Source organism: Providencia burhodogranariea DSM 19968 (genome assembly GCF_000314855.2).
GTDB classification, from domain to species: Bacteria; Pseudomonadota; Gammaproteobacteria; order Enterobacterales; family Enterobacteriaceae; genus Providencia; species Providencia burhodogranariea.
The window spans coordinates 785032-808653 of the sequence record NZ_KB233222.1; the positions used below are offsets into that span (position 1 = coordinate 785032).

19 protein-coding genes are annotated in these 23622 nt (G+C 40.0%); 13 read left to right on the plus strand and 6 right to left on the minus strand.

The genetic code is table 11. The annotated features are described in order from the left end of the window. Positions 1–212 precede the first annotated feature (212 nt). Entirely contained in the window at positions 213–1127 is a 915-nt protein-coding gene (locus OOA_RS03285; protein ID WP_008910702.1) for a TIGR01777 family oxidoreductase, read from the minus strand. Between the two features lie 299 nt (positions 1128–1426). On the opposite strand from OOA_RS03285, the gene yfcD reads away from it, so the two are divergent. The 4 genes from yfcD to OOA_RS03305 all read left to right on the plus strand — a co-directional run bounded on the left by yfcD (position 1427) and on the right by OOA_RS03305 (position 5520). After that, positions 1427–1966: an NUDIX hydrolase YfcD gene (yfcD, locus tag OOA_RS03290; protein ID WP_008910703.1), complete on the plus strand. Its 540-nt coding sequence runs from the start codon at positions 1427–1429 to the stop codon at positions 1964–1966. Positions 1967–2610: 644 nt separating this feature from the next. Further along, a complete protein-coding gene (locus OOA_RS03295; RefSeq protein ID WP_008910704.1) occupies positions 2611–3846 on the plus strand; it encodes a M24 family metallopeptidase in 1236 nt (411 codons plus the stop codon). A 19-nt stretch (positions 3847–3865) separates the two neighbouring features. Beyond that, on the plus strand, positions 3866–4063 hold the full coding sequence (locus OOA_RS03300) for a DUF3311 domain-containing protein (RefSeq protein ID WP_008910705.1): 198 nt from the start codon (positions 3866–3868) through the stop codon (positions 4061–4063). After that, positions 4060–5520: a sodium:solute symporter family protein gene (locus OOA_RS03305; protein ID WP_008910706.1), complete on the plus strand. Its 1461-nt coding sequence runs from the start codon at positions 4060–4062 to the stop codon at positions 5518–5520. Before OOA_RS03300 ends, OOA_RS03305 begins: the two co-directional genes overlap by 4 nt. A gap of 188 nt (positions 5521–5708) precedes the next feature. Here the strand turns inward: OOA_RS03305 and OOA_RS03310 are convergent, their stop codons facing one another. Further along, positions 5709–6179 carry a DMT family transporter gene (locus tag OOA_RS03310; protein ID WP_008910707.1) on the minus strand — a complete coding sequence of 157 codons (471 nt, stop codon included), beginning with the start codon at positions 6177–6179 and terminating at the stop codon, positions 5709–5711. 103 nt (positions 6180–6282) lie between these two features. Here OOA_RS03310 and OOA_RS03315 point away from each other — a divergent pair, with 103 nt between their 5' ends. Continuing rightward, entirely contained in the window at positions 6283–7191 is a 909-nt protein-coding gene (locus tag OOA_RS03315; RefSeq protein ID WP_008910708.1) for a LysR family transcriptional regulator, read from the plus strand. 54 nt (positions 7192–7245) lie between these two features. Here the strand turns inward: OOA_RS03315 and pta are convergent, their stop codons facing one another. Together pta and ackA are read right to left on the minus strand one after the other, a co-directional pair. Beyond that, positions 7246–9390, minus strand: coding sequence for a phosphate acetyltransferase (gene pta, locus OOA_RS03320; protein ID WP_008910709.1), 2145 nt, complete (start codon positions 9388–9390; stop codon positions 7246–7248). A 203-nt stretch (positions 9391–9593) separates the two neighbouring features. Continuing rightward, positions 9594–10796 (minus strand): acetate kinase, encoded by a 1203-nt coding sequence (ackA, locus tag OOA_RS03325; protein WP_008910710.1) that lies wholly within the window; start codon positions 10794–10796, stop codon positions 9594–9596. Positions 10797–11606: 810 nt separating this feature from the next. Here ackA and yfbV point away from each other — a divergent pair. The 4 genes from yfbV (at position 11607) to OOA_RS03345 (ending at position 15362) form a co-directional block, all read left to right on the plus strand. Beyond that, the gene (gene yfbV, locus OOA_RS03330) at positions 11607–12062 is read left to right on the plus strand and encodes a terminus macrodomain insulation protein YfbV (protein WP_008910711.1); all 456 of its coding nucleotides are present in this window, start codon (positions 11607–11609) and stop codon (positions 12060–12062) included. Positions 12063–12189: 127 nt separating this feature from the next. Continuing rightward, on the plus strand, positions 12190–12684 hold the full coding sequence (locus OOA_RS03335; protein WP_008910712.1) for a YfbU family protein: 495 nt from the start codon (positions 12190–12192) through the stop codon (positions 12682–12684). 20 nt (positions 12685–12704) lie between these two features. Next, positions 12705–13379 (plus strand): sugar phosphatase, encoded by a 675-nt coding sequence (locus OOA_RS03340; RefSeq protein ID WP_008910713.1) that lies wholly within the window; start codon positions 12705–12707, stop codon positions 13377–13379. Positions 13380–13532: 153 nt separating this feature from the next. Further along, a complete protein-coding gene (locus OOA_RS03345) occupies positions 13533–15362 on the plus strand; it encodes an SLC13 family permease (protein ID WP_008910714.1) in 1830 nt (609 codons plus the stop codon). Between the two features lie 150 nt (positions 15363–15512). Here OOA_RS03345 and yfbR read toward each other — a convergent pair whose 3' ends face one another. Both yfbR and OOA_RS03355 read right to left on the minus strand, forming a co-directional pair. Next, a complete protein-coding gene (gene yfbR, locus OOA_RS03350) occupies positions 15513–16094 on the minus strand; it encodes a 5'-deoxynucleotidase (RefSeq protein ID WP_008910715.1) in 582 nt (193 codons plus the stop codon). A gap of 864 nt (positions 16095–16958) precedes the next feature. Continuing rightward, positions 16959–18173, minus strand: coding sequence for a pyridoxal phosphate-dependent aminotransferase (locus OOA_RS03355; RefSeq protein ID WP_008910716.1), 1215 nt, complete (start codon positions 18171–18173; stop codon positions 16959–16961). A 771-nt stretch (positions 18174–18944) separates the two neighbouring features. Here OOA_RS03355 and OOA_RS03360 point away from each other — a divergent pair. The 4 genes from OOA_RS03360 (at position 18945) to nuoC (ending at position 23622) form a co-directional block, all read left to right on the plus strand. Then, complete coding sequence (locus OOA_RS03360) at positions 18945–19874, plus strand: LysR family transcriptional regulator (RefSeq protein ID WP_040690768.1); 930 nt, start codon at positions 18945–18947, stop codon at positions 19872–19874. 741 nt (positions 19875–20615) lie between these two features. Beyond that, positions 20616–21059: an NADH-quinone oxidoreductase subunit A gene (locus OOA_RS03365; RefSeq protein WP_008910718.1), complete on the plus strand. Its 444-nt coding sequence runs from the start codon at positions 20616–20618 to the stop codon at positions 21057–21059. 17 nt (positions 21060–21076) lie between these two features. Then, a complete protein-coding gene (locus OOA_RS03370) occupies positions 21077–21751 on the plus strand; it encodes a NuoB/complex I 20 kDa subunit family protein (protein ID WP_008910719.1) in 675 nt (224 codons plus the stop codon). Positions 21752–21822: 71 nt separating this feature from the next. Continuing rightward, entirely contained in the window at positions 21823–23622 is a 1800-nt protein-coding gene (gene nuoC, locus OOA_RS03375) for an NADH-quinone oxidoreductase subunit C/D (RefSeq protein WP_201764571.1), read from the plus strand.

A 23622-nucleotide genomic window follows, 5' to 3' on the forward strand; every position in this document is an offset into this window, starting at 1 on the left:
ATAAATCATAGATTAATTGAGGATTAATAATTATTAGAAAACTTGATAGATCTATTTTTCGTTAGTTTTACTTTCTTCGTTTAAATGTGACTTTACTTATATGGCGTCGTTACCATCAAAAAAGGCCTACTTTAAATAGGCCTTTCGTATTGAGTTTAGTAAAAAAATCAATTTATTTTGTTTAAATGTACTGAGTGCTGTATTTAAAATAATCAGCTAGCATCATTTTGGATCGCAAATAAATTCTCTAATGCAACTCTTAATTCAATGTATTCAAATTGAAAGCCAGCCTCTTCCAAACGTTTCGGAATAGCTTGCTGCCCTCCAATAACTAAGGCAGCGGATTCACCTAAAATAGTTTTAATCGCAAAAGCAGGGGTACGAATAAAAGCTGGGCGATTAATCACTTCACCTAAGATGGCTGCGAATTGATCGTTATGTACAGGATAAGGCGCGGTCATATTAAACGGACCTGAAAGCGTTGGATTATCTAAGAGATAACAGATAGCGCTAACCATGTCATTAATGTGTATCCAAGGCATATACTGTTTGCCATGACCTATTGGCCCACCTGCTCCCATCTTAAATATAGGGAGAACTTTTGCGAGAGCTCCACCTTCAAGTGACATAACAACACCAGTACGCAATAAACAGACTCGTGTTAATTCAGATTGAGCATTCTGCGCGAGTGCTTCCCAATGTTGGCATAATTGATGTGTAAATTCATCATGGGGTTGTTCTGATTCTGTAACCACGACTTGGCCTTGATCGCCATAATAACCGACAGCGGAACCTGATAAAAAAGTGTGTGGCGGAGTACTACTTGCGGCAATAAGCTCAGTTAAGCGTTGGGTGATTTTCCAGCGGCTATCGCATAGGATCTTTTTTTGCTCGTCAGTCCACCGCTTCTCAGCAATGGGTTCACCTGCAAGGTTGATGACAGCATCGAAGTCATTAAGGTCGTTTTTATCTTGTAAAGAAGTCCAACATTCAACAGCTTTACAAAAGTGACTGTAGACTTTTTGCGGGGAACGGCTAAGCACGGTCACTTGGTCAGAACGTGCGATAAGTCGTTGGATGAGAGGTGTACCAATTAGCCCGGTACCACCAGTTATGAGAATCCGCATAATCGCCTCCTGTGAAAAATTGGACAGATATAAGTTAGAATTAATTGAGCTAACTATAGCAGCAACTCATAAAATTTGCCGAATTCGTAGAAAATTTCGTTCAAAACACGTTATTGTAATAAGAGTAGCCTATTATTAGAGTTTCTCAGTGATGAAATCAATGCCCAAATTTGGCACTGATTACTTGCAAGGGGACAACGAAAAGCATACCTTGTAACGAAATGTTTGCTAGACCGATTTCAGCAATAATTCTATGGCATAAAGACTGTGTTAACAGACTGATAAAAAAGGTTTTAAGGATGGCGGAACAAACCGAAGTGGTTGAATGGGTTGATATTGTAGACGATAACAATGAAGTTATCGCACAGGCCACACGTAAGCAGATGCGAGCTGAGAATTTACGTCATCGTGCTACTTACATTGTTGTCCATGATGGGATGGGCAAAATATTGGTTCAAAGACGAACTAATATCAAAGATTTTTACCCGGGTTTTTTGGATGCGACAGCTGGCGGAGTTGTTACGCAAGGTGAAAATGTTCTTGATTCTGCTAAACGTGAAGCCCAAGAAGAACTTGGTATTGCAGGTGTGCCTTTTGCCGAGCAAGGTCTTTTTTATTATGAAGATGATAATTGCCGAGTTTGGGGAGGACTATTTAGTTGCGTGAGTCATGGTCCTTTTGCATTGCAGGAGTCTGAGGTCGCCGAAGTGAGTTGGCTTACACCTGAGGAAATTAGTGCTCGCTGTGATGAATTCACTCCAGATTCATTAAAAGCGCTATCTTTATGGTTAACGCGTAATAATGAAACAGATAAAGCGATTAATTGTGCTAATAATTGATAACAAAATACGGTAGGGGTTGTTGATCTTTGAAGGTCAATTTTTATTTTAATTAACAGTTTTTACTTAATGTAAAAATAAGCATGATGAGTGGTTCACCGCCAAGTGAACTGGGTAAGAACCGCTCAAAATAATGAAAAATTATGTTTAATCGAACTCGAAGGGTACTTTTCATTCGAAGTTTGGATTTACAATGATATTTTTTAATCATCTGAATACACTACATCATTATATTGATGTCATTTCACTCAATGAGTACAGTAAAAGTAAGTCGTAAAGGTCGACAAGCCTTTAGATAAAGCCTACCAACGAACGCTGTAATTCATTCGTTTTTTTCATATCCACTATTGCTGTTTTATTTCCAACGACATATTGTAAATGACTAATAAAGTATTGAACCCCATAATTAAATTATCATATTCATTTATGGTATTAACTCTATTCAACAGAATATTCATTATTTTGTGAACATAAACTGTATATATTATATTTAAATTATTCTGAGTCAGAGTACTTTCTACTAGATTATAACAATATGTTATAACAATAAGTTATAATTAATAGATGATTTAATTCATATATTCATTTAGCATCGAAACGATATCTTAATGTGAGTAATACCTTGGTATTCGAGATAATAATTAATGACAATAAATAAAAATTTGGCCTTATTGAAACAACAACACCTAAAGAATGTCACAGCTAAAGCACGTGAAATTATGGAGCGAGATGGTATTGAAGCTCTTGTCGCAACAGTTGGTGATAATTTCTATCATTTGACAGGTTTTGCGAGTTTCTTCATGTATACCTTCAGGCAGACAGGCACGGCAATTGCAGTTATTTTTCGTGATCCTGTGATTGAATCTGTAGTGATCATGAATGAATTTGAAGCAGCAAGTTTACAGCTTGAAATGCCCAATTCTAAAATTCGCACGTTTCCCATTTGGGTTGATGTGGATGATCCTTATAACCCAGATAATGGCAAGGTGGTTAAACAAAGACCGATTAATAGTCCAATTGAAACCATTTTTACGTTACTGAAAGAAACCTTTGCAGAGGCTGGTGTTTATGGCAAACCAATTGCTATTGAGCTTAATCAGATCACCTATGCAGGCAAAACATGGCTAGATAAAGTCATTCCAGAATTAAATCTAGTAGACTCCGCTCCGCTATTTAATGAATTACGCGTTATCAAGAGTGAGTGGGAAATAACGCATTTAAGAAAAAGTGCACAAATTACTGAAGCAGGTATTCAAGCGGCAAGTGAATTAATTAAAGTTGGCTGTACTTCCGCTGAATTAACCGCTGCGTTTAAAGCAAAGGTCATGGAATACCCTGAAACTAACTACAGTCGTTTTAACTTAATTTCTGTGGGCAGCGATTTTTCACCCAAAATGTTATCTGACGAGGTTCCTGCTAAAGCAGGTGACTTAATCAAATTTGACTGTGGCGTAGATGTCGCTGGATATGGTGCAGATATTGCCCGCACCTTTATCGTGGGAGAGCCTAACGATAAAGTTAAAGAACTCTATGAAACCATTCATAAAGGACACGAATATATGTTAGGTCGTGTTGGGCCGGGTGTGCTGCTCAGTGATGTATTCAATGAAACCATGGCATTGATCCGCAATTCGGGCTTACCTCATTATAACCGCGGGCATTTAGGTCATGGTGATGGTGTATTTGTTGGCTTAGAAGAAGCACCATTCGTGAGTGCAGCAGCAACAGATGTATTTCGTGCAGGAATGGTGATGAGTTTAGAAACACCTTATTACGGGATTGGCGTTGGTAGCATTATGATTGAAGATATGCTGCTTATCACTGAAGACGGTGTAGAAATGTTGAGCAATCTACCGCGCAACTTGGTTTCTCGTGGGTAAGTTAAACAAGGAATTATCAATGAAATGGTATCACTATTTGGTTATTTTCCCACTACTTGCACTAACGGTTGGTATTTATTTTGCCAATCGTGTTGAGCCTTTTGTTTTGGGATTGCCATTTTTAATGTTTTGGATTGTCGGGTGGGTAATTATCAGCGCATTGATTATGCTACTAATTAATATATTAGATTCTAAGAATGGTAAGGAAAAACAATGAGCTCAGCATTAATTGTGATTTCGCTATTTTTCCTATTTAGCATCTATTTGGCATTAAGAGCGAAAAAAGGCAAAAAAATGGACCACGAAGGGTGGTCAGTTGGTGGGCGCAGTTATGGCGCATTACTGGTCTTTTTACTTAGTGCTGGTGAGATCTATACGACTTTTACATTTCTAGGTGGAAGTGGTTGGGCATATGGTAAAGGTCCTGCGATCCTCTACACTTTGGCGGTTAATGCTTTTATGGGGATTTTTCTTTATTGGGTTCACCCACGGGTATGGCGCTTTGCAAAGGACCATAATGTCAGAACTATTTCTGACTTCTTTGGCGCTAAGTATAAAAGCCAAGGTTTAGCACTCTTAATTAGCCTGATCTCAATTGCGGCGATGGTACCACTATTTGTGTTACAACTTAAAGGGCTTGGTATTATTGTTTCTCAAGCTTCTTATGGTGCTATTCCGGCGGATATGGCGATTTGGATTGGGATTATTGCTGTCACTTTATTTGTGATGATTTCAGGGATCCATGGCTCAGCTTGGACCTCCGCATTGAAAGATTTGATGATCTTGGTTGTGGTGGTATTTATTGGGATTTATATCCCTTTGCACTATTACGGCAGTTTTGGTGATATGTTCCGTGCTATTGATACCTCAAGCCCAGGTTTCCTCACATTTTCGGATAAAGGGCTGAACATCCCTTGGTATATTTCGACGGTCTTCTTGTCGGTAATTGCGTATTTTTGTTGGCCACACTATATGGCTGCGGTATTTACTGCAAAAGATGAAAACTCATTAAAGCGCAATAGTATTTTAATTCCAGCTTATAGCTTGATTATGTTATTTGCTTTCTTTGTCGGCTATGCGGCGATCTTGCAAATACCACATCTTGAAGGCTCAATGGTTGACTTGTCATTGTTTGAAATTTCAAAGTCTACGTTCTCACCTGTTATTGTCGGGTTTATTGGTGCGGCAGGTATGTTGACGGCGTTAGTACCGGGTTCTATGCTACTACTGACAACGTCAAACATGTTAGCGGGTGTGGTGCAAAAAGCTTTTAAGGTGAGCGAAGAGAAGCGCCAGTCAGGCATATATGCTCGATTTATGGTACCTGTTGTTGCCTTAGTTAGCCTGTACTTTATTTTCCACAGTAATGACACGCTAGTAGCCATTATGCTGCTTGGTGTAAACATTGTTGCTCAATTCTTCCCTGCACTGCTGATGAGCTTTAGGCAAAATAACCCAATGACGGCAGCAGGGGCGATTGCCGGTATTATCGCAGGCGTTATTTTCTTAGCGGTAACTTATATCGAGCACATTTCGCTAGTACAGATTTTCCCTTGGCTAGGAGAAGGGCTTCAATTTATGAATATTGGTATTGCTGCTTTTGTGTTGAATATTATTGTTGCGACAGTGGTTTCAGTATTTATATCTAAGAAGCCGAAATCACAAATAGCTTAAATGTAAGTTATTTGACCTCTGCGTCATCAATAGTAATATTAAATTTGATGGCGCAAAATATAAGAAAGCTAGCGTGATGATGCGCTAGCTTTCTCATTAATCATCTAACGAATTCAATATTAATCTATGCAATATTTATTATTGAGCTGAACATGACTTTATTAGATTAAATGAACAGTCCAATCAATTTATTTTTTCGAAAGCTGAACACATAAAACACCACCAATCACCAAACAAATCCCCAAAATTTTCCCCATAGGAATTGAGTTTTGTGTCATGCCAAACCAACCAAATTGCTCTATCAAAGCTGAAATGATTAATTGCCCCGCGATAACCATCACAAAGAAGGTCGTACTACCAATTTTAGGGACGAGTATTAGCGCGGAGGTGAGATATAACATGCCTGCGATCCCTCCAAACCATATCCATATTGGTTGACTAAACAGCTCCAAGTTAAAATTAGGTTTTGGTACTTTGAAAATGAATAATAGTGGGATCAGGACTATCATACTGACTAATAGTGATATCGCACTTGCCCATAATGGATGGCCTAGATGCCGTGCGAGGATCGCATTACTTGCTGCTTGAATTGGGACAACACCCCCTGCAAGCAAAGCAACAATTGTGAGAATAATCCCTGATAATGAAAGCGTTGACATGATGTTTTCTCAATGAATAAATTACCAGATTTGGTTTAATATCATGTTAAGACACGTTATCACTGCTGGGAAATGAACGATTTTATAAGGTACTATTCGCCAAATGAATAATTTAAGAAAATTAGATTTAAATCAGCTAGTTACTTTATTTGTTTTATTGCGAGAACGTCATGTGAGTCGAGCCGCTGAGGCATTGCATAAAAGCCAACCCGCAGTGAGTCATACGTTAAACATCCTTCGTGAATTGTTTAACGACCCTCTACTTATTCGTCAAAAAGGGCAGTACCAGCTAACAAGTAAAGCGGAATCATTGTATGGGCCATTAGCTCAAGCATTAAATCAACTTGATGACTTGATTTCTCAGCAGGATTTTCAGCCGTTACAGTGCAATAGACGGTTTAATATTGCCATGTCTGATTACGGTGCTGCACTCATATCAACAAAATTAATTCGTTATTTACGGGAACATGCCCCTGATGTGGATTTGAAAATTTGGCATTGTAGTCGAGAAGAAATGCAAAATAAATTACATGAAGGAAGCTTGGACTTTGCATTTGGTGTATTTAATTCATTAGATAATACATTACATGCACAATCTATGTTTACCGATAAGATGATAAGTGTGGTTGATAAAGCGATTTGTCCAAAGGGAACAATGAGCCTAATCGATTGGCTAGCGCATCCCCATATTTTAGTCAGCATGAAACCTTTTGATGCCAATGAAATTGACCAGCATCTTCAATTAATTAATCAACAGCGACGTATTGCAGTCACTGTGCCATATTGGCAGATAGCGCCGCAATTGTTAGAAGATACCAACCTTATTCTCACGGTGGCTGAAAAAGCCATACCCCAAGCGATGCGTGGAAAATTTGCGATTTTCACACCGCCATTTGAACTTCCTGATTTGGAGTTTCAAATGATATGGCATCAACGTAGTGAGGGAGATGGTGCTTTAAATTGGTTGAGAAAAACGATTGAATGCTTGTTGCAAGAAGAAAATAATCCATAAAAAAGCCAACCCAATGATGGATTGGCTTGATACCGAAATAGACTCTTTGAATAATTAAGCGTTTTCGTTTTGTGCAGCTTGGATCGCTGTCAGTGCCACAGTGTAAACAATATCATCTACCAGTGCGCCACGGGACAGGTCATTAACCGGTTTACGCATACCTTGCAGCATTGGTCCAATAGACACGAGATCAGCTGAACGTTGCACGGCTTTATAGGTTGTATTACCTGTGTTCAAGTCTGGGAAAATAAAGACGGTTGCTTTACCTGCAACGGGTGAGTTTGGTGCTTTTGATTTCGCAACATCAGCCATTACCGCAGCATCATACTGAAGTGGGCCATCAATGATCAGGTCAGGGCGTTTTTCTTGTGCTAAACGCGTTGCTTCACGAACTTTTTCAACATCGCTACCTGCACCAGAGTTACCCGTTGAATAAGAGATCATCGCAACACGTGGGTCGATACCAAACGCTTTTGCTGAATCAGCAGATTGAATTGCGATTTCAGACAGTTGTTCCGCCGTTGGATCTGGGTTGATTGCGCAGTCACCGTAAACAAACACTTGTTCTGGTAACAGCATAAAGAACACAGAAGAAACCAGTGAGCTACCCGGAGCTGTTTTAATTAACTGTAGTGGTGGGCGAATGGTGTTTGCTGTGGTATGCACTGCACCAGAAACGAGACCGTCAACTTCACCTTTTTCCAACATCAATGTTCCAAGAACAACGTTATCTTCGAGCTGTTCACGGGCAACGACTTCGGTCATTCCTTTGCTCTTACGTAATTCAACAAGACGGCCAACATACTCTTCACGTGCTTTTAGTGGATCAACGATCTCAATGCCTGCACCAAGCTCGATACCTTGAGCTGAAGCAACACGGCGGATGTCGTCTGGGTTTCCTAACAATACACAAGTTGCGATACCGCGCTCAGCACACAGAGATGCAGCTTTCACTGTACGTGGCTCATCACCTTCTGGCAGAACGATACGTTTACCTGCTTTACGTGCCAGTTCGGTTAATTGGTAACGGAATGCTGGTGGAGATAGGCGGTTAGGACGATGAGAGTCGGCAACTAATGATTCAATCCAATCGCTACTGATGTGGCGTGCGACATAGTTTTGAATTTTTTCAATACGCTCATGGTCACCTGCTGGGACTTCTAAGCTGAAACTTTGCAGATTCAGTGAAGTCTGCCAAGTATTACTTTTTACCATGAAGACAGGTAGGCCAGTTTCAAATGCTTGTTCACACAGCTTACGAATCGGCGCATCGATATCATAGCCACCTGTTAATAACAGTGCACCAATTTCAACGCCATTCATTGCCGCCAGTGAAGCAGAGACTAATACATCAGGGCGATCGGCAGAAGTGACTAACAGTGAACCAGGACGGAAATGCTCAAGCATGTGTGGAATACTACGCGCACAGAAAGTCACCGATTTAACACGGCGAGTATTAATTTCACCTTCATTAATAATTTCTGCATTCAAGTGTTTTGCCATATCGATGGCACGCGTTGCAATTAGATCAAAATTCCACGGAATAGAAGCAAGAACTGGCAGGCTCAGGCAGTCTAATTCTTTTGTCGTAATATTTGCAATGGTCGCTTTGGTTGAGTCATCAAAGATTTCAGATAAGTCAGGGCGTGTACGACCTTGGTCATCAACAGGTGCATTCACTTTATTGACAATAACACCGATGATACTTTTATTACGTTGGCCGCCAAATTCGTTACGAACTAATTCGAGGCGTTCTTTCATCTCAGAAACAGAGCTGTTACCAGGCGCAGTAACAAAAACAATTTCAGCGCCTAAAGTTTTCGCGATCTCGTAGTTCAGTGATTGAGCAAAAGAGTGCTTACGTGTCGGTACTAAACCTTCAATCAGAACGACTTCTGAATTTGCCGTTAGTTCGTGATAGCGAGCAACGATTTCTTCCATCAATACGTCTTTTTTTGAAGAGGTCAGTAATGACTCAACATATTCCATTTTTAATGGTTCGACGATGGTGGTAAGGCTCGAATGGGAGCGTAAAACTTCAGTGGTTTGATCTTTGCTTCCTGACACACGTGGCTGAGCGATAGGCTTGAATACGCTCAACTGGACACCTTTTTGTTCCATTGAACGAACGACGCCTAGGCTGACGCTGGTTAAACCAACGCTAGTGCCGGTAGGAATTAACATAATTGTACGAGACACGGGAAACCTCTTTTATCGGTTACGTTAGGGGCTGTTGACCTTTTTAGGGTAGCTTTTATTAAAAGTCATACATGGAAGATAGCTTGTATCTATCCTCGTGCCTTTAACAGACTACCTATTGCAAAAAATTAAGCTTAAAAGGTCAACAGTCACTGATTATAAAATAGAACCGCCAGCGGATTAGGCTGGCGGATATATCCGTTTTAGGCGGTTAAGCGAGCTGCATCTTGTGCGATTACCAACTCTTCATTTGTTGGGATAACCAGAGCAGGACGGCTATTATCCGTCGTGATCACACCTTCTTTACCGAAACGAGCGGCTAAGTTACGTTCGTGGTCACATTCGAAGCCAAGTAGTGCCAGTTTTTTCAATGTCAGCTCACGTACATGAGCTGAGTTTTCACCAATACCGCCAGTGAAGATAATTGCATCAAGACGGCCTTCCATCAGCGCACCGTATGCCCCGACATATTTCGCCAAACGGTGACAGAAAACATCCATTGCACGTTTTGCATCTGCTTTAGTGTCATAGTTATCTTCAACATAACGGCAGTCACTAGTCACACCGGTTAAGCCAAGAAGACCTGACTCTTTAGTCAGCATCTTGTTGATATTATCAACGCTCATGCCAAGTGAATCATGCAGATGGAAAATAATTGCAGGGTCGATATCACCACTACGAGTTCCCATTACCAGACCTTCTAATGGCGTTAAGCCCATAGAGGTATCAACGCACTTACCGTTAACGATAGCAGTTACTGAACCACCATTACCTAAATGGCAAGTGATGACGTTAAGTTCGTCAATAGGTTTGTTCAGTTTTTTAGCTGCTTCACGAGAAACATAGAAATGACTAGTACCGTGAGCGCCATAACGACGAATGCTATGCTCTTCATATAATTCATATGGTAGTGCATATAGGTAAGCTTCTTCTGGCATAGTTTGGTGGAAAGCAGTGTCGAATACAGCGACGTTTTTACCGACTAAGTGAGGGAATTCTTTCTTTGCTTCCTCAATACCAATTAAGTGAGCAGGATTGTGCAGCGGTGCAAATGGGATAGCAGCTTTAATTCCCTCAATAACTTCGTCAGTGATCAGAACTGATGAAGTGAATTTCTCGCCGCCGTGAACAATGCGGTGACCAATAGATGTGATCTGTGCAGACAATTCTGGTTTTGCTGCAAGGATAGTATCAACAATGAAAGTCAGTGCTTCACTGTGCGCAGCACCTGCGCCTAATTGAGCTTCATGTTTAGCACCGTCGATTTTCCATTTAATACGGGCTTCCGGTAGATTAAAGCACTCAGATAAACCAGATAAATATTCATCACCATTGGTTGGGTCGATGATGGCGAATTTCAGTGAGGAGCTACCGCAGTTTAGAACCAGTACCAGCTTACTTGACATGGAAATACCTATCGTTAATTGTTGTTGTGAAGCCTTTAACATGCAGCTTGCATAAGAAAGACTCTGAAAAAAGATTAACAGCTAGAGCCTAGCGTATTTAATACCTAATATTTCATGATGGATATCATGATAATGTCGAAAACACGAAGGCATTAGTTATCTAACAAGGCTTTTTAAAAATCGATGTTACCAGCTGTGCGAAGTTCTTATCAAAAGTGCTTCACAGCGAGTGTTGAAATAACACGCAAAAAATATAGCAAAGCCAATAAAGCGAGCTAAACCTGTCAGACATTCAAAACATAGCGCTAATACTTGAAACATGGCACTACATTTATTCACCTCGAACCTGTTTGAGTATGTAAGGTTTCAAAGTTCTACAAATAAATCTAAATAAGGTTAATTCTACTAAAAATATTTTATATTTTGTATGTTTTTTTTAGGTACAAACCGTTTGATTGATTGAAATCATAAGCTTTAGGTTAAATCAGCACTTTATGCAAAATTACCTACCCTTCAGAATAGCTGATTTGGTTAAATTTGGTCATGCTGGATGCAAATAATTCAAGAACACTTATCGGTATTACTTATGTATATTTTTGCTAAAATGGCGTAAAGTAGGCAGTAAGATAAGTATTTTTCATCATTATTTTAGATATAGAAGCTAAAGGCGCAAAATAATTCTCGATGCAAGTTAGGCAACAATCACTATTATTAAGCTAAACTAAGTGATTGAAATAGCTAAGCCTCAATAATCACGTCGCATCTTGATATATAACGGGTCTAGATTTATTAAGTCATAGGAAGGTATTTATGAGTACATTGCAAAACTCACCCCCGGGTTTTTTCAAACGATTTACGTTAGGGAACCTGTACCTGAAGACATTTCCTATGGAGAAAAAACTGTCCCCAATTTTTCCTGAATTACGCATGATCAAAGCGACTCGCTTTGGTGTTCGTTTTATGCCACCGATTGCAATCTTTACGCTAGCTTGGCAAATTGCTTTAGGCGGGCAACTTGGTCCCGCTGTTGCGACCGCATTATTTGCTTGTACATTACCAATGCAAGGGCTGTGGTGGTTAGGTAAAAGAGCATCGACGCCATTGCCTAATAGTTTACTCAGTTGGTTCTATGAAATACGTGAAAAATTTGTTGAGGCGGGTATTGCGGTTGCACCGATTGAACATCAGCCTGATTATATGGCGTTAGCTGAATTGCTGAAACGTGCATTCAAGCAATTAGATAAATCATTTATGGAAGATGTTTGAGTTAAAAATTCGATTTAACAATAAGTAACGTAAAAAGGTTGTTTAGATCAAAAAAAGTGATGTTTTCACTGTCCATCATGAATATTGAATGCGAAGATTATCTAAAAATTTTCCGAGGAGAATCATGATGGAAATGACTAATGCACAACGTCTAATTTTATCAAACCAATACAAAATGATGACCATGCTTGATCCGGATAATGCAGATCGTTATCGTCGCCTGCAAACTGTTATTGAGCGGGGTTTTGGTCTGCAAATGCGTGAACTTGATAGGGAGTTTGGAGAGTTAAGCGAAAGTACTTGCCGAACTATCATTGATATCATGGAAATGTATCACGCATTACAAGTTTCATACGGCAATATGAATGATCCTCAGGCTATCGATCGCCGTCGTGTACAATTTCTTGGCTTCGATGCGGCAACAGAAGCTCGCTATTTAAGCTATGTTCGCTTCATGGTGAATACAGAAGGTCGTTACACTCATTTTGATAGTGGCACTCATGGTTTTAACTCACAAACACCAATGTGGGATAAATATGTGCGGATGCTCGGTATCTGGCGCGCATGCCCTCGTCAATATCATCTATCTGCAGTAGAAATTAATCAGGTCATCAACGCTTAATGCGTTTTTAAGGAGTAATAGTGGAATTAAAAGCAAAAGGTTTTCTGTTTGATCTTGATGGAACTTTAGCTGATTCATTAGCTGTTGTTGAACGTTGCTGGAGTCTGTTTGGTGAAGAGATAGGCGTTAGCCCTGAAGAGATAATTAGCTTCATACATGGAAAACCTGCGCTAACAAGCTTACGCCACTTTATGCCTGAAGCCAGCGAAGACGAGCTAATGACGCGTTTTCGTTGGCTAGAAAAAATGGAAGCTTCAGATACAGACGGTGTCGCGGCTTTACCAGGCGCATTTGCTTTACTTAATCGCCTTAATGAACTTAACGTGCCTTGGGCAATTGTCACATCGGGTACTGTTCCGATTGCCCATCCTCGCTTAAAAGCCGCTGGTTTGCCAGAACCAAAACATTGGGTGACATTTGAAAAAGTGTTAAAAGGCAAACCTAATCCCGAACCTTTTCAGTTAGGGGCCAAATGTCTCAACTTAGACCCAACAGATTGTGTTGCATTTGAAGATGCTCAAGCAGGTATTTATTCCGCTCTTGATGCAGGCTGCCAAGTGATTGCAGTTCATGCTCCAGAAGGGATGCCAAGAAGAGAAAAAATTCACGCAATTATCAATTCACTAGAGCAAATATCGGTTACGGATACAGACAAGAATGGTGTTTTCACTGTTTTAGTATCAAAAAATGTTTAATCGCGATTCAATCAAAGAAATTCTTTGAAAAAAATGCTTAACTAACGAAAACTGCTAGGGGTTGTTGTTCCTTTAAGGTAGCAATTTTTATGCTAATCCACTTAAAAGCCTGCAATCCCTAAATACTGTTTATTTTCGTTGAAAGGGGACATTTTGAACGGAGAATTGCTGTGGGTGTTAACCCTACTGCTGATCGCAATAGTGTTGTTTACCACAAATAAAATTCGTATGGATGTGGTTGCATTACTTGTGATAGTAGCGTTTGTTTTAAGTGATACTTTAACCTTAGAACAAGCAACATCTGGTTTTGCTGATCCTAATGTTTTATTAATCGCTGCTTTGTTTGTTATTGGTGATGGCTTGGTACGGACAGGTATCGCTTATCAAATGGGCGATTGGTTAGTACGAGTTGCTGGCAGTAGCGAAAGTAAAATGTTAGTGTTTTTAATGCTGACAGTTGCTGGTCTTGGTGCTTTTATGAGCTCAACTGGCGTTGTTGCTATTTTTATTCCTGTGGTACTGAGCGTTGCTGCTCGCATGAAAATCTCCCCTGGTCGTCTAATGATGCCATTAGGCTTTGCGGGTCTTATTAGTGGTATGATGACTCTAGTTGCCACACCACCGAATATGGTCGTTAATAGCGAGCTAGTCAGGGAAGGCATCAAAGGCTTTCAATTCTTCTCAATTACCCCGATAGGCATTCTGATCTTATTGGCAGGCATTGCTTACATGTGGGTTGCACGCCGCTGGCTTGGTAGCAGTGAGCCAGATAAACTTCCTGAGCGTTATCAACGCACTTTTCGAGACCTTATTCGTGACTATAAACTTACGGGTAGGGCGCGCCGCCTTGCTATTCGTAAAGGGTCGCCTCTGATCGGACACTCTCTTGAGGAACTACACTTGCGTTCACGTTACGATGCTAACGTGGTTGGTATTGAGCGCTGGCGTAAATTTCGTCGCGTGATGGTCAATGCAACTGGTGGAACAGAGCTACGAGAGCAAGACGTATTGCTAGTGGATATTTCAGTCAGTGATGATGAACTGCGTCAATTTTGCTATGAGCAAAAACTTGAGCCAATGATCTTACGGGGTGAATACTTTTCGGATCAATCTCGCGATGTGGGCATGGCCGAAGTTTCTATGAACCCAGAGTCCGAACTGTTAGGCAAAAGCTTACGTGATATAAAATTTCGTACTCGTTATGGTCTTAATGTGGTTGGGATCCGCCGTGATGGTAAAGCAATTAGTGGTAAGTTAGTTGATGAACCGTTAAGGTTGGGTGATATCTTACTCGTCATTGGTGATTGGAAATTAATTCGTATTCTATCAACCAAACCACGCAATTTTATCGTATTAAATTTAGCTGCGGAAGTAGAAGCCGTAGCTCCTGCATCTTCTCAAGCCCCCCATGCGTTATTTTGCCTTGCATTAATGGTTGCCATGATGGTGACAAATGAAATTCCTAACTTTATTGCGGCCTTAATTGCGTGTTTATTGATGGGGAAATTTCGCTGTATCGATATGGAAAGTGCTTATAAGTCAATTCACTGGCCAAGTATTATTTTGATTGTGGGAATGATGCCATTTGCGTTGGCGTTACAAAAAACAGGTGGAATATCGCTAGCTGTTGATTTTCTAATGGAAATTGCAGGTAATTTGGGGCCACATGTCATGTTGGTGTGCTTATTTATACTCTGTGCATCGATTGGCTTATTTATATCAAATACCGCAACAGCGGTATTAATGGCACCAATTGCGATTGCCGCTGCACGTCAGATGGAAGTGTCACCATTACCATTTGCGATGATAGTTGGGATTGCGGCATCTGCGGCCTTTATGACGCCAGTATCTTCGCCGGTTAATACACTAGTTCTTGGACCCGGAGGTTATAAATTCGGTGATTTCATCAAAATGGGTGTGCCGTTTACGGTTATCGTTATGATAATCAGTGTGCTTGTTGTCCCGGTACTCTTTCCTTTTTAAAAATGAGAATAAATAAGCCCTATTTATTTTTAGGGCTATTATTCTACTAGCAAATAACAAAACCACTATTTTGTTCGAAGAATTAAAAAGTCATTTAGAGTTTATATTTATCTATTATTTAAGAAATGAATGGACTCTTTTTTTTAAAATTTAATGACTGATTTCATCAAGAGAAAGTGAAAAACTGGGCACGAAAACTGCCATGAAATAGTCCATTTCAGGGCTTTTTCGCTCACTAAGAATTTTTTCAAGGCGCGTTTTCGCCAATTTGAATTCGCTATTGCCTGCTGACAATTCCTCTAAACATTTTAAATAAGCACACAACGAATCAGCTTGTTTAACAAGGGAATGCTCTTCATCTGATTGTAGCTCTTCCATCACCAAAGGCTTGAAATCTTCTTGTAGCTCTTCAGGTAGCATATCAAGCAATTTTTGTTGAGCAAATTTCTCTATTTTCTTGTATTCATGAGCAATTTGTTGATTATGGTATTTTATTGGTGTAGGAAGGTCTCCAGTAATCACCTCACTTGCATCATGATACATAGCTAATAAGGCGATTCGTTCCGCATTGACATTGCCGCCAAACTTACGATTTTTAATGATGGCAAGTGCATGGGCAACCATGGCGACTTGTAAACTGTGCTCGGAGACATTTTCAGTACGCACATTACGCATTAATGGCCAACGGTGGATGAGTTTCATTCTAGCGAGATGGGCGAAAAAATAGCTCATAAAACCTCATTAAATCGGCAAAAAAATAATTATAAATCATTCAATCAAAAATTGATATTGGTTTATAAATAGGTAATTAGATGAGAATGATAAAGAATATGAATAAAAATAATTTAATGTGTACTATATAAATAGCATAAAATTTTTTCGAGGGATTTAACTTATAAGATGATATTGATAATGACTTTCGTGTTTAATAATCTTTAATTAAATAGGTTATACATATATTGGTAGATAAGATTCCATTTATATACGGAACGTCAAGGTTGATAGCATTTTGACGTGTAATAGTCTATATAAAAAGAAAGTTTAATAACTTTCAAGTAAATTTGTTAGTCTTGATACAATGTACTATCGCTATTACGAAAAACACCGTTTAAACAGATAATATCGATAATTAAAATAATAATTCTTCTCATTTGTTTTGGTAGTCACTAGTGGATGCTCTTATTAAGAATGTAACTTTGCTTTTAATTATCGTTTGATCTGTGGAAATAAAAACTTATAATTAGGCTCATCATTCCAATAAATAATATTAGGGGACGTCATGAAATACTTTCCAATTATTTTATTACTGTTTTTTTTAGCTGCGGTTTATTTTATTTCTATTTTATGATGATTGAAAGACGACTTAATATGAAATCAAGTCGTCTTTTCTGACATTCAGAGTTACCTCTTCATTTCTTAACCTATCCATATTTTTTTGATGTGAAACAAGAATTACTTAACCCTAAAAATGTATCAATCCATTCACCAAGTGAATGGGTGCATGGTTAAGTATTCACGGCATGAATGTATGGAGGGGCTGTTTAAAGATAAGAATCAGTAAAAAAAACGCCCTCAATTGAGAGCGTTTTAAGCGAATTATTGACGGTAATTTTCGATAAAACGGCCAAACTTGTTAATTGCCATTTCAAGGTCGTCTGCATAGGGGAGGGTGACAATACGGAAATGGTCAGGCTCTGGCCAGTTAAATGCGGTACCTTGCACCAATAGAACCTTTTCTTGTAACAACAAGTCGAGGATCATTTTTTGGTCATCATGGATATTAAAACGTTTAATGTCGATTTTCGGGAACATATACAATGCGCCTTGCGGTTTAACACAAGAAACACCAGGAATTTGGTTGATTAGCGCCCATGCCCGTTCGCGCTGCTCATATAACCTTCCACCCGGTTGAATAAATTCACTAATACTTTGATAGCCACCGAGTGCGGTTTGAATCGCATGTTGCATTGGCACGTTTGCACATAAGCGCATAGAAGCCAGCATTTCAAGACCTTCAATGTAACCTTTCGCATGTTTTTTCGGGCCATTTAATACCATCCAGCCTTGGCGGAAACCAGCGACACGATAGGTTTTAGAAAGCCCGTTAAAAGTAACAGTCAGTAAATCAGGGGCTAAGGCTGCAATTGAATGATGAACTGCATCGTCATAAAGAATTTTGTCATAAATCTCATCAGCGAAAATAATCAGATTATTTTGACGTGCTATTTCAACAATCTCTAATAGTAACTCTTTACTGTATACCGCTCCCGTTGGATTATTCGGGTTAATAATCACGATACCCCGAGTTCTTGGGCTGATTTTTTTACGGATATCATCGAGATCTGGCATCCAGCCTTGCTGTTCATCACACATATAGTGTACAGCATTGCCCCCAGAGAGTGAGACTGCGGCTGTCCATAATGGATAATCAGGTGCAGGAACCAGCATTTCATCGCCATTATTCAGTAAGGCTTGCATTGCTTGAACGATCAGTTCAGAAACACCATTTCCAATATAAACATCTTCAACTGTCATATCACGAATATTACGAGCTTGATAATGCTGGACGATCGCTTTACGTGCCGAATAAAGTCCTTTTGAGTCACAATAACCTTGTGAGCTCGGTAGATTACGCAATACGTCAACCAAAATTTCGTCAGGGGCTTCAAAGCCAAAAGGTGCCGGATTACCGATATTTAGTTTGAGGACTTTATTACCTTCTTCTTCTAAGCGTTTAGCTTCTTTTAATACAGGCCCACGAATGTCATAACAGACATTATCAAGCTTGTTAGATTTTCTTATCGTATTCATTCTTTCTCTCATTACCCTATTTGGGTTTGGATTATCGGGGAATCCGGCTTTAGCACCTTACTGTACTCCTACCTCGGAAGCTTTTGAAGATAGTAGATAATTTTTGGTGTAAAAGGTTGGTTTATACTGTAATGCGATAGTTGATATCTAAAAATACACCTTATATTAGTTAAACTAACCAACTATGCGAGTTATGATGGATTAAATTATCGTTAATTATGGCTGTTTTGGAGGAAAAAACATAATTATTTGACGAATTGATGTAGTCATGAAAAAAAATTGTATCAAAATGTAATATTGATGACGAAATAACGAGATCTGAAATGAAATTTCATAATAATTCGATATTTTTATACAAGAATTAGCTTTTTTTGTTAGTAATATTGATTGTTCTAGTGAGTAAATTATGAATGGAAATGAGATTGATTTATTTAACGCATTGTATTTTAATTGTTTTTTGTTTTATTGTTAATGAGGTCTAAAGATGTTTACATTAAAATAATTGCAATTACATTAAATATGTTACTATTTATACAAGTTCTAAAATAGAAGGTTATTTTTAGAATTTAAATCAAACCAGCTGTTTGATTTGTCTTCAGCATGGTTAGTTAGAACCTTAATTTTAAGTGTTCTTACTTAATTAAAGTGTGGTAAATGCGAATCTAGGGAGTAGATACGCATCAAACAGGTTATTTATATTATTAAACAAGCTGATCTCAAGGAGGAGAGCAGGAACACCAGGTACCATAAAATTATATAAGAGAATTAACGATGATAAATTCCAATCGTCCTATAATGAACCTTGATCTGGATTTACTGCGTACTTTTGTTGCGGTTGCTGATCTAAACACCTTTGCAGCAGCAGCAGCAGCAGTATGTAGAACTCAGTCAGCTGTAAGTCAACAAATGCAGCGTCTGGAACAACTTGTTGGGCGTGAGCTATTTGCTCGTCACGGACGCAACAAGTTACTCACCGCACACGGTTTACAACTACTTGGCTACGCAAGGCAAATTCTGCGTGCGAATGATGATGCAACAGCATCATTAACGTATAACGATGCTGAAGGCGAAATACGAATTGGTGTATCAGATGATACTGTCGATATCCTACTGCCATTCTTATTAAATCGTATTGCGTCTGTGTTCCCTCGTCTTGCGGTTGAAGTTCGAATCAAACGTGCACAATTTATTGAGTCAATGCTGGATAACCATGAAATTGACTTAGCGTTGACCACTGCACGTATTACTCATCATCCAAAGACTGCATTGAGAACGGTACCCGTATTATGGCACAGTGCGCCTGATTTTCAGTTGCGCCCTAATGAGCCTATCCCGTTAGTGGTTATGGAAGAGACTAATCCATTCCGTAAATTAAGCACCGATGCACTTGATAATGCAGGCTTAGCATGGCATGTCGCGTATGAGGCAGCGTCACTTCCAGCGGTAAGAGCGGCAGTTAATGCTGAGGTTGGTGTAACAGCTCGCCCAATGGAAATGCAAAATGCAGATCTGCGTATTTTGAATGAGGCTGATGGTTTGCCACGTCTGCCAGATATTCAATATTGGTTATATAAAAATGCTGATGAGCAAAAGGATTTTGTTCTGACTGTATTTAGCGCTATTGAGAACAAAAAAATTCCTTATGCTGTTGCACCGGTGAGTGAGGATGCAAATGTTAATGAAGCGGACAGTTCATATTAATCATTGATGATTAAATAATGTACAAGAGATGTCCAATACAAAAAACCGCGGTGTTATCGCGGTTTTTTTGGTCAATGAAAAGCTAAAAAACAATCATTAACCACTTAATAAGTATGGTTAAAAATGTTGTAACGTGGAATAATTGTGACACAGATGGCAGAACCTGAATTCCATTATTTAGTTACAAAATTGTTATCTTGTTAACAATAATCTTTTGCTGAATTGATAAAATAGAACTGGAGCGTCAAGCAGTTACTTGATTTTTTGAACAAAAAATGGTTAACAAGATTTAGGCTAAATTTGAATATTCTGTAAACAGTCTGAACATTTTTTCAATAAAAGTGTGCGCTAGATCAAATAAAAAGAGCAATTTTTCATCTGTTAAGACAGGTTTTTCCTGCGATAATAGTGTAGTAAAAACGAATAATCAGTTAAGCTAGTCTATGTGTTTGCTTGTGTATCATCAAACTGACACGTTTTAGCTGCTGTTGAGTGTTTTTTGTTGCAACGTTGTTTTTAGTTTGTCAGGCGTTTGTAGCAAATACGGGTTATTTTACTTAGTTTAAGCAAAATAACATAGTCAGAGAGAGGACAAACCAAACGCAGTCTTCAGGCTGAATTTTATGTTTGGTGATGTTTTTTGGTCTTTCTTCTCAGTTAACTGGGCAATTATGGTGTAATACTGCCGTGATGTTGATAAGAGCAGGTTTACGCACCATATGTAATGAGTAAGCAACGAGTATGTCTACATCTATCCTAGCGTTAGCCCATAATTGGGCATTTGCGATATTCTTTGTCGGCGCCATCGCCCTTTGTTCATTTATGTTGGTCGCTGGCCACTTCCTTGGTAGTCGCGCCAAAGCCAGAACAAAACATGTGCCTTATGAATCGGGTATCGATTCTGTAGGAAGTGCCCGTCTCCGTATGTCAGCCAAATTTTATTTGGTTGCCATGTTCTTCGTTATTTTCGATGTTGAAGCAATGTTCCTGTTTGCGTGGGCTGTCGCCATTCGCGAAGTAGGTTGGTTAGGCTTTATCGAAGCAGCGATCTTCATTCTGGTATTGTTGGCAGGGCTCTTTTACCTGATCCGCGTCGGTGCATTGGATTGGACTCCTGTCCGTTCACGTCGCGCAGTTAAAGGTCCTAGTGAAGTTATTAAAATCAGCAATCGTCATCTGCAGTAAAAGCGAGGCATTATAAAATGGATTATACGCTCACCCGCATAGATCCGGACGGTGAGAACGACCGTTACCCGCTGCAAACTCAAGAAATCGTTAGTGATCCACTTGAGCAGCAAGTCGAAAACAGCGTGTACATGGGGAAACTCTCTCATGCGTTACATGATGTGGTTAACTGGGGACGTAAAAACTCTCTATGGCCATATAACTTTGGTCTTTCATGTTGCTATGTAGAAATGGTGACGTCGTTCACAGCAGTTCATGACGTAGCCCGCTTTGGGGCAGAAGTACTTCGTGCTTCACCTCGTCAAGCCGACTTTATGGTCGTTGCAGGAACCTGTTTTACGAAGATGGCGCCGGTTATTCAACGCCTCTATGACCAAATGCTAGAACCTAAATGGGTTATCTCAATGGGGTCATGTGCGAACTCTGGTGGTATGTATGACATCTATTCTGTCGTGCAAGGTGTAGACAAATTTATCCCTGTGGATGTTTACATTCCAGGCTGCCCACCACGTCCTGAAGCTTATATGCAAGCACTATTGCTGCTGCAGGAATCAATTGGTAAAGAGCGTCGTCCGCTCTCATGGGTTGTCGGTGATCAGGGTGTTTATCGTGCCAATATGCAATCAGAAAGAGAAAGAAAGCACGGTGAACGTATCGCAGTCACAAACCTGCGTACCCCAGACGAAATTTAAGGCGTAAAGCCATACAGCGTAACAGAGCAATGTTGCGAATTAATAAACCTGATCAAGCGTTATGGTGAAGAATGATGACAGATCAGATGGCGCAAGAGAGTACTCTGCCAGAATGGCAGACACAGGATCACTTAAATGACCCTGTACTTCTGGAGTTGCGCAACCAATTTGGCCCGGATGCCTTTTCTGTTCAAGCAACCCGTACTGGTATGCCAGTTATCTGGGTAAGACGAGAACAACTACTGGAAGTTGTAGATTTTCTAAAAAAACGACCAAAACCTTATGTCATGTTATTTGATCTACATGGGGTTGATGAGCGTCAGAGAATACATACACAAGGTTTGCCTGAGGCAGACTTTACTATTTTCTATCACCTTCTCTCAATTGACCGCAACCGCGATATCATGTTGAAGGTCGCGCTAAGTGAGAATGACCTCAATGTGCCATCTGTGGTGTCATTGTTCCCAAATGCTAGCTGGTATGAGCGTGAAGTGTGGGATATGTTCGGGATTACCTTCCAAGGCCATCCGAACTTACGCCGGCTGCTTATGTCACCAAGTTGGGAAGGTCATCCGCTGCGTAAAGATTACCCAGCACGTGCAACCGAATTTGATCCGTTTGAGCTGACTAAGCAAAAACAAGATCTGGAAATGGAGGCATTGACTTTCAAACCAGAAGAATGGGGTATGTCGCGTGGGAACCAAAATGAAGATTTTATGTTCCTTAACTTGGGGCCTAACCACCCATCATCACACGGTGCATTCCGAATTGTATTGCAGCTCGATGGTGAAGAAATAGTTAACTGCGTTCCCGATATCGGCTATCACCACCGTGGTGCTGAAAAAATGGGTGAGCGTCAGTCATGGCACAGCTACATTCCTTATACTGACCGAATCGAATATCTCGGTGGTTGTGTGAATGAAATGCCTTATATCTTAGCGGTTGAAAAACTAGCAGGCATTGAAGTACCAGATCGTGTAAAAACGATCCGTGTCATGCTCTCCGAGTTATTCCGTATTAACAGCCACCTTCTGTATATCAGTACTTACATTCAGGACGTGGGGGCGATGACGCCTGTTTTCTTCGCCTTTACTGACCGCCAAAAAGTTTATAATGTCGTTGAAGCCATTACTGGTTTCCGTATGCACCCAGCTTGGTTCCGTATCGGTGGTGTTGCACACGACCTACCACGCGGTTGGGATAAACTACTGCGTGAGTTATTAGATTGGCTACCAAAACGCTTAGAATCTTATGTGACCACAGCACTGAAAAACTCCATCTTGAAAGGCCGTTCAATCGGCGTGGCTTCTTATACTAAAGAAGAAGCACTAGCATGGGGTGTGACAGGTGCAGGTTTACGTGCGACGGGCGTTGACTTTGACGTACGTAAATGGCGTCCATATTCAGGCTATGAAAACTTTGAGTTCGATATTCCAATTGCTCACAACGGTGACTGTTATGACCGTGTCATGATCAAAGTGGAAGAGATGCGTCAAAGTATCCGTATTCTTGAGCAATGCTTGAAGAATATGCCAGAAGGGCCTTTCAAAGCCGATCACCCATTGACGACGCCGCCACCAAAAGAGCGGACGTTGCAGCATATTGAAACTCTGATTAATCACTTCTTGCAAGTGTCTTGGGGTCCAGTCATGCCTGCCAATGAATCATTCCAGATGGTTGAAGCAACCAAAGGGATCAACAGTTACTACTTGACGAGTGATGGTAGCACTATGAGCTATCGTACTCGTATCCGTACACCAAGTTATGCGCATTTGCAGCAAATTCCATCGGTGATTAGCGGTAGTTTGGTTTCTGACTTGATTGTCTATCTGGGTAGTATCGATTTTGTAATGTCGGATGTGGATCGCTAA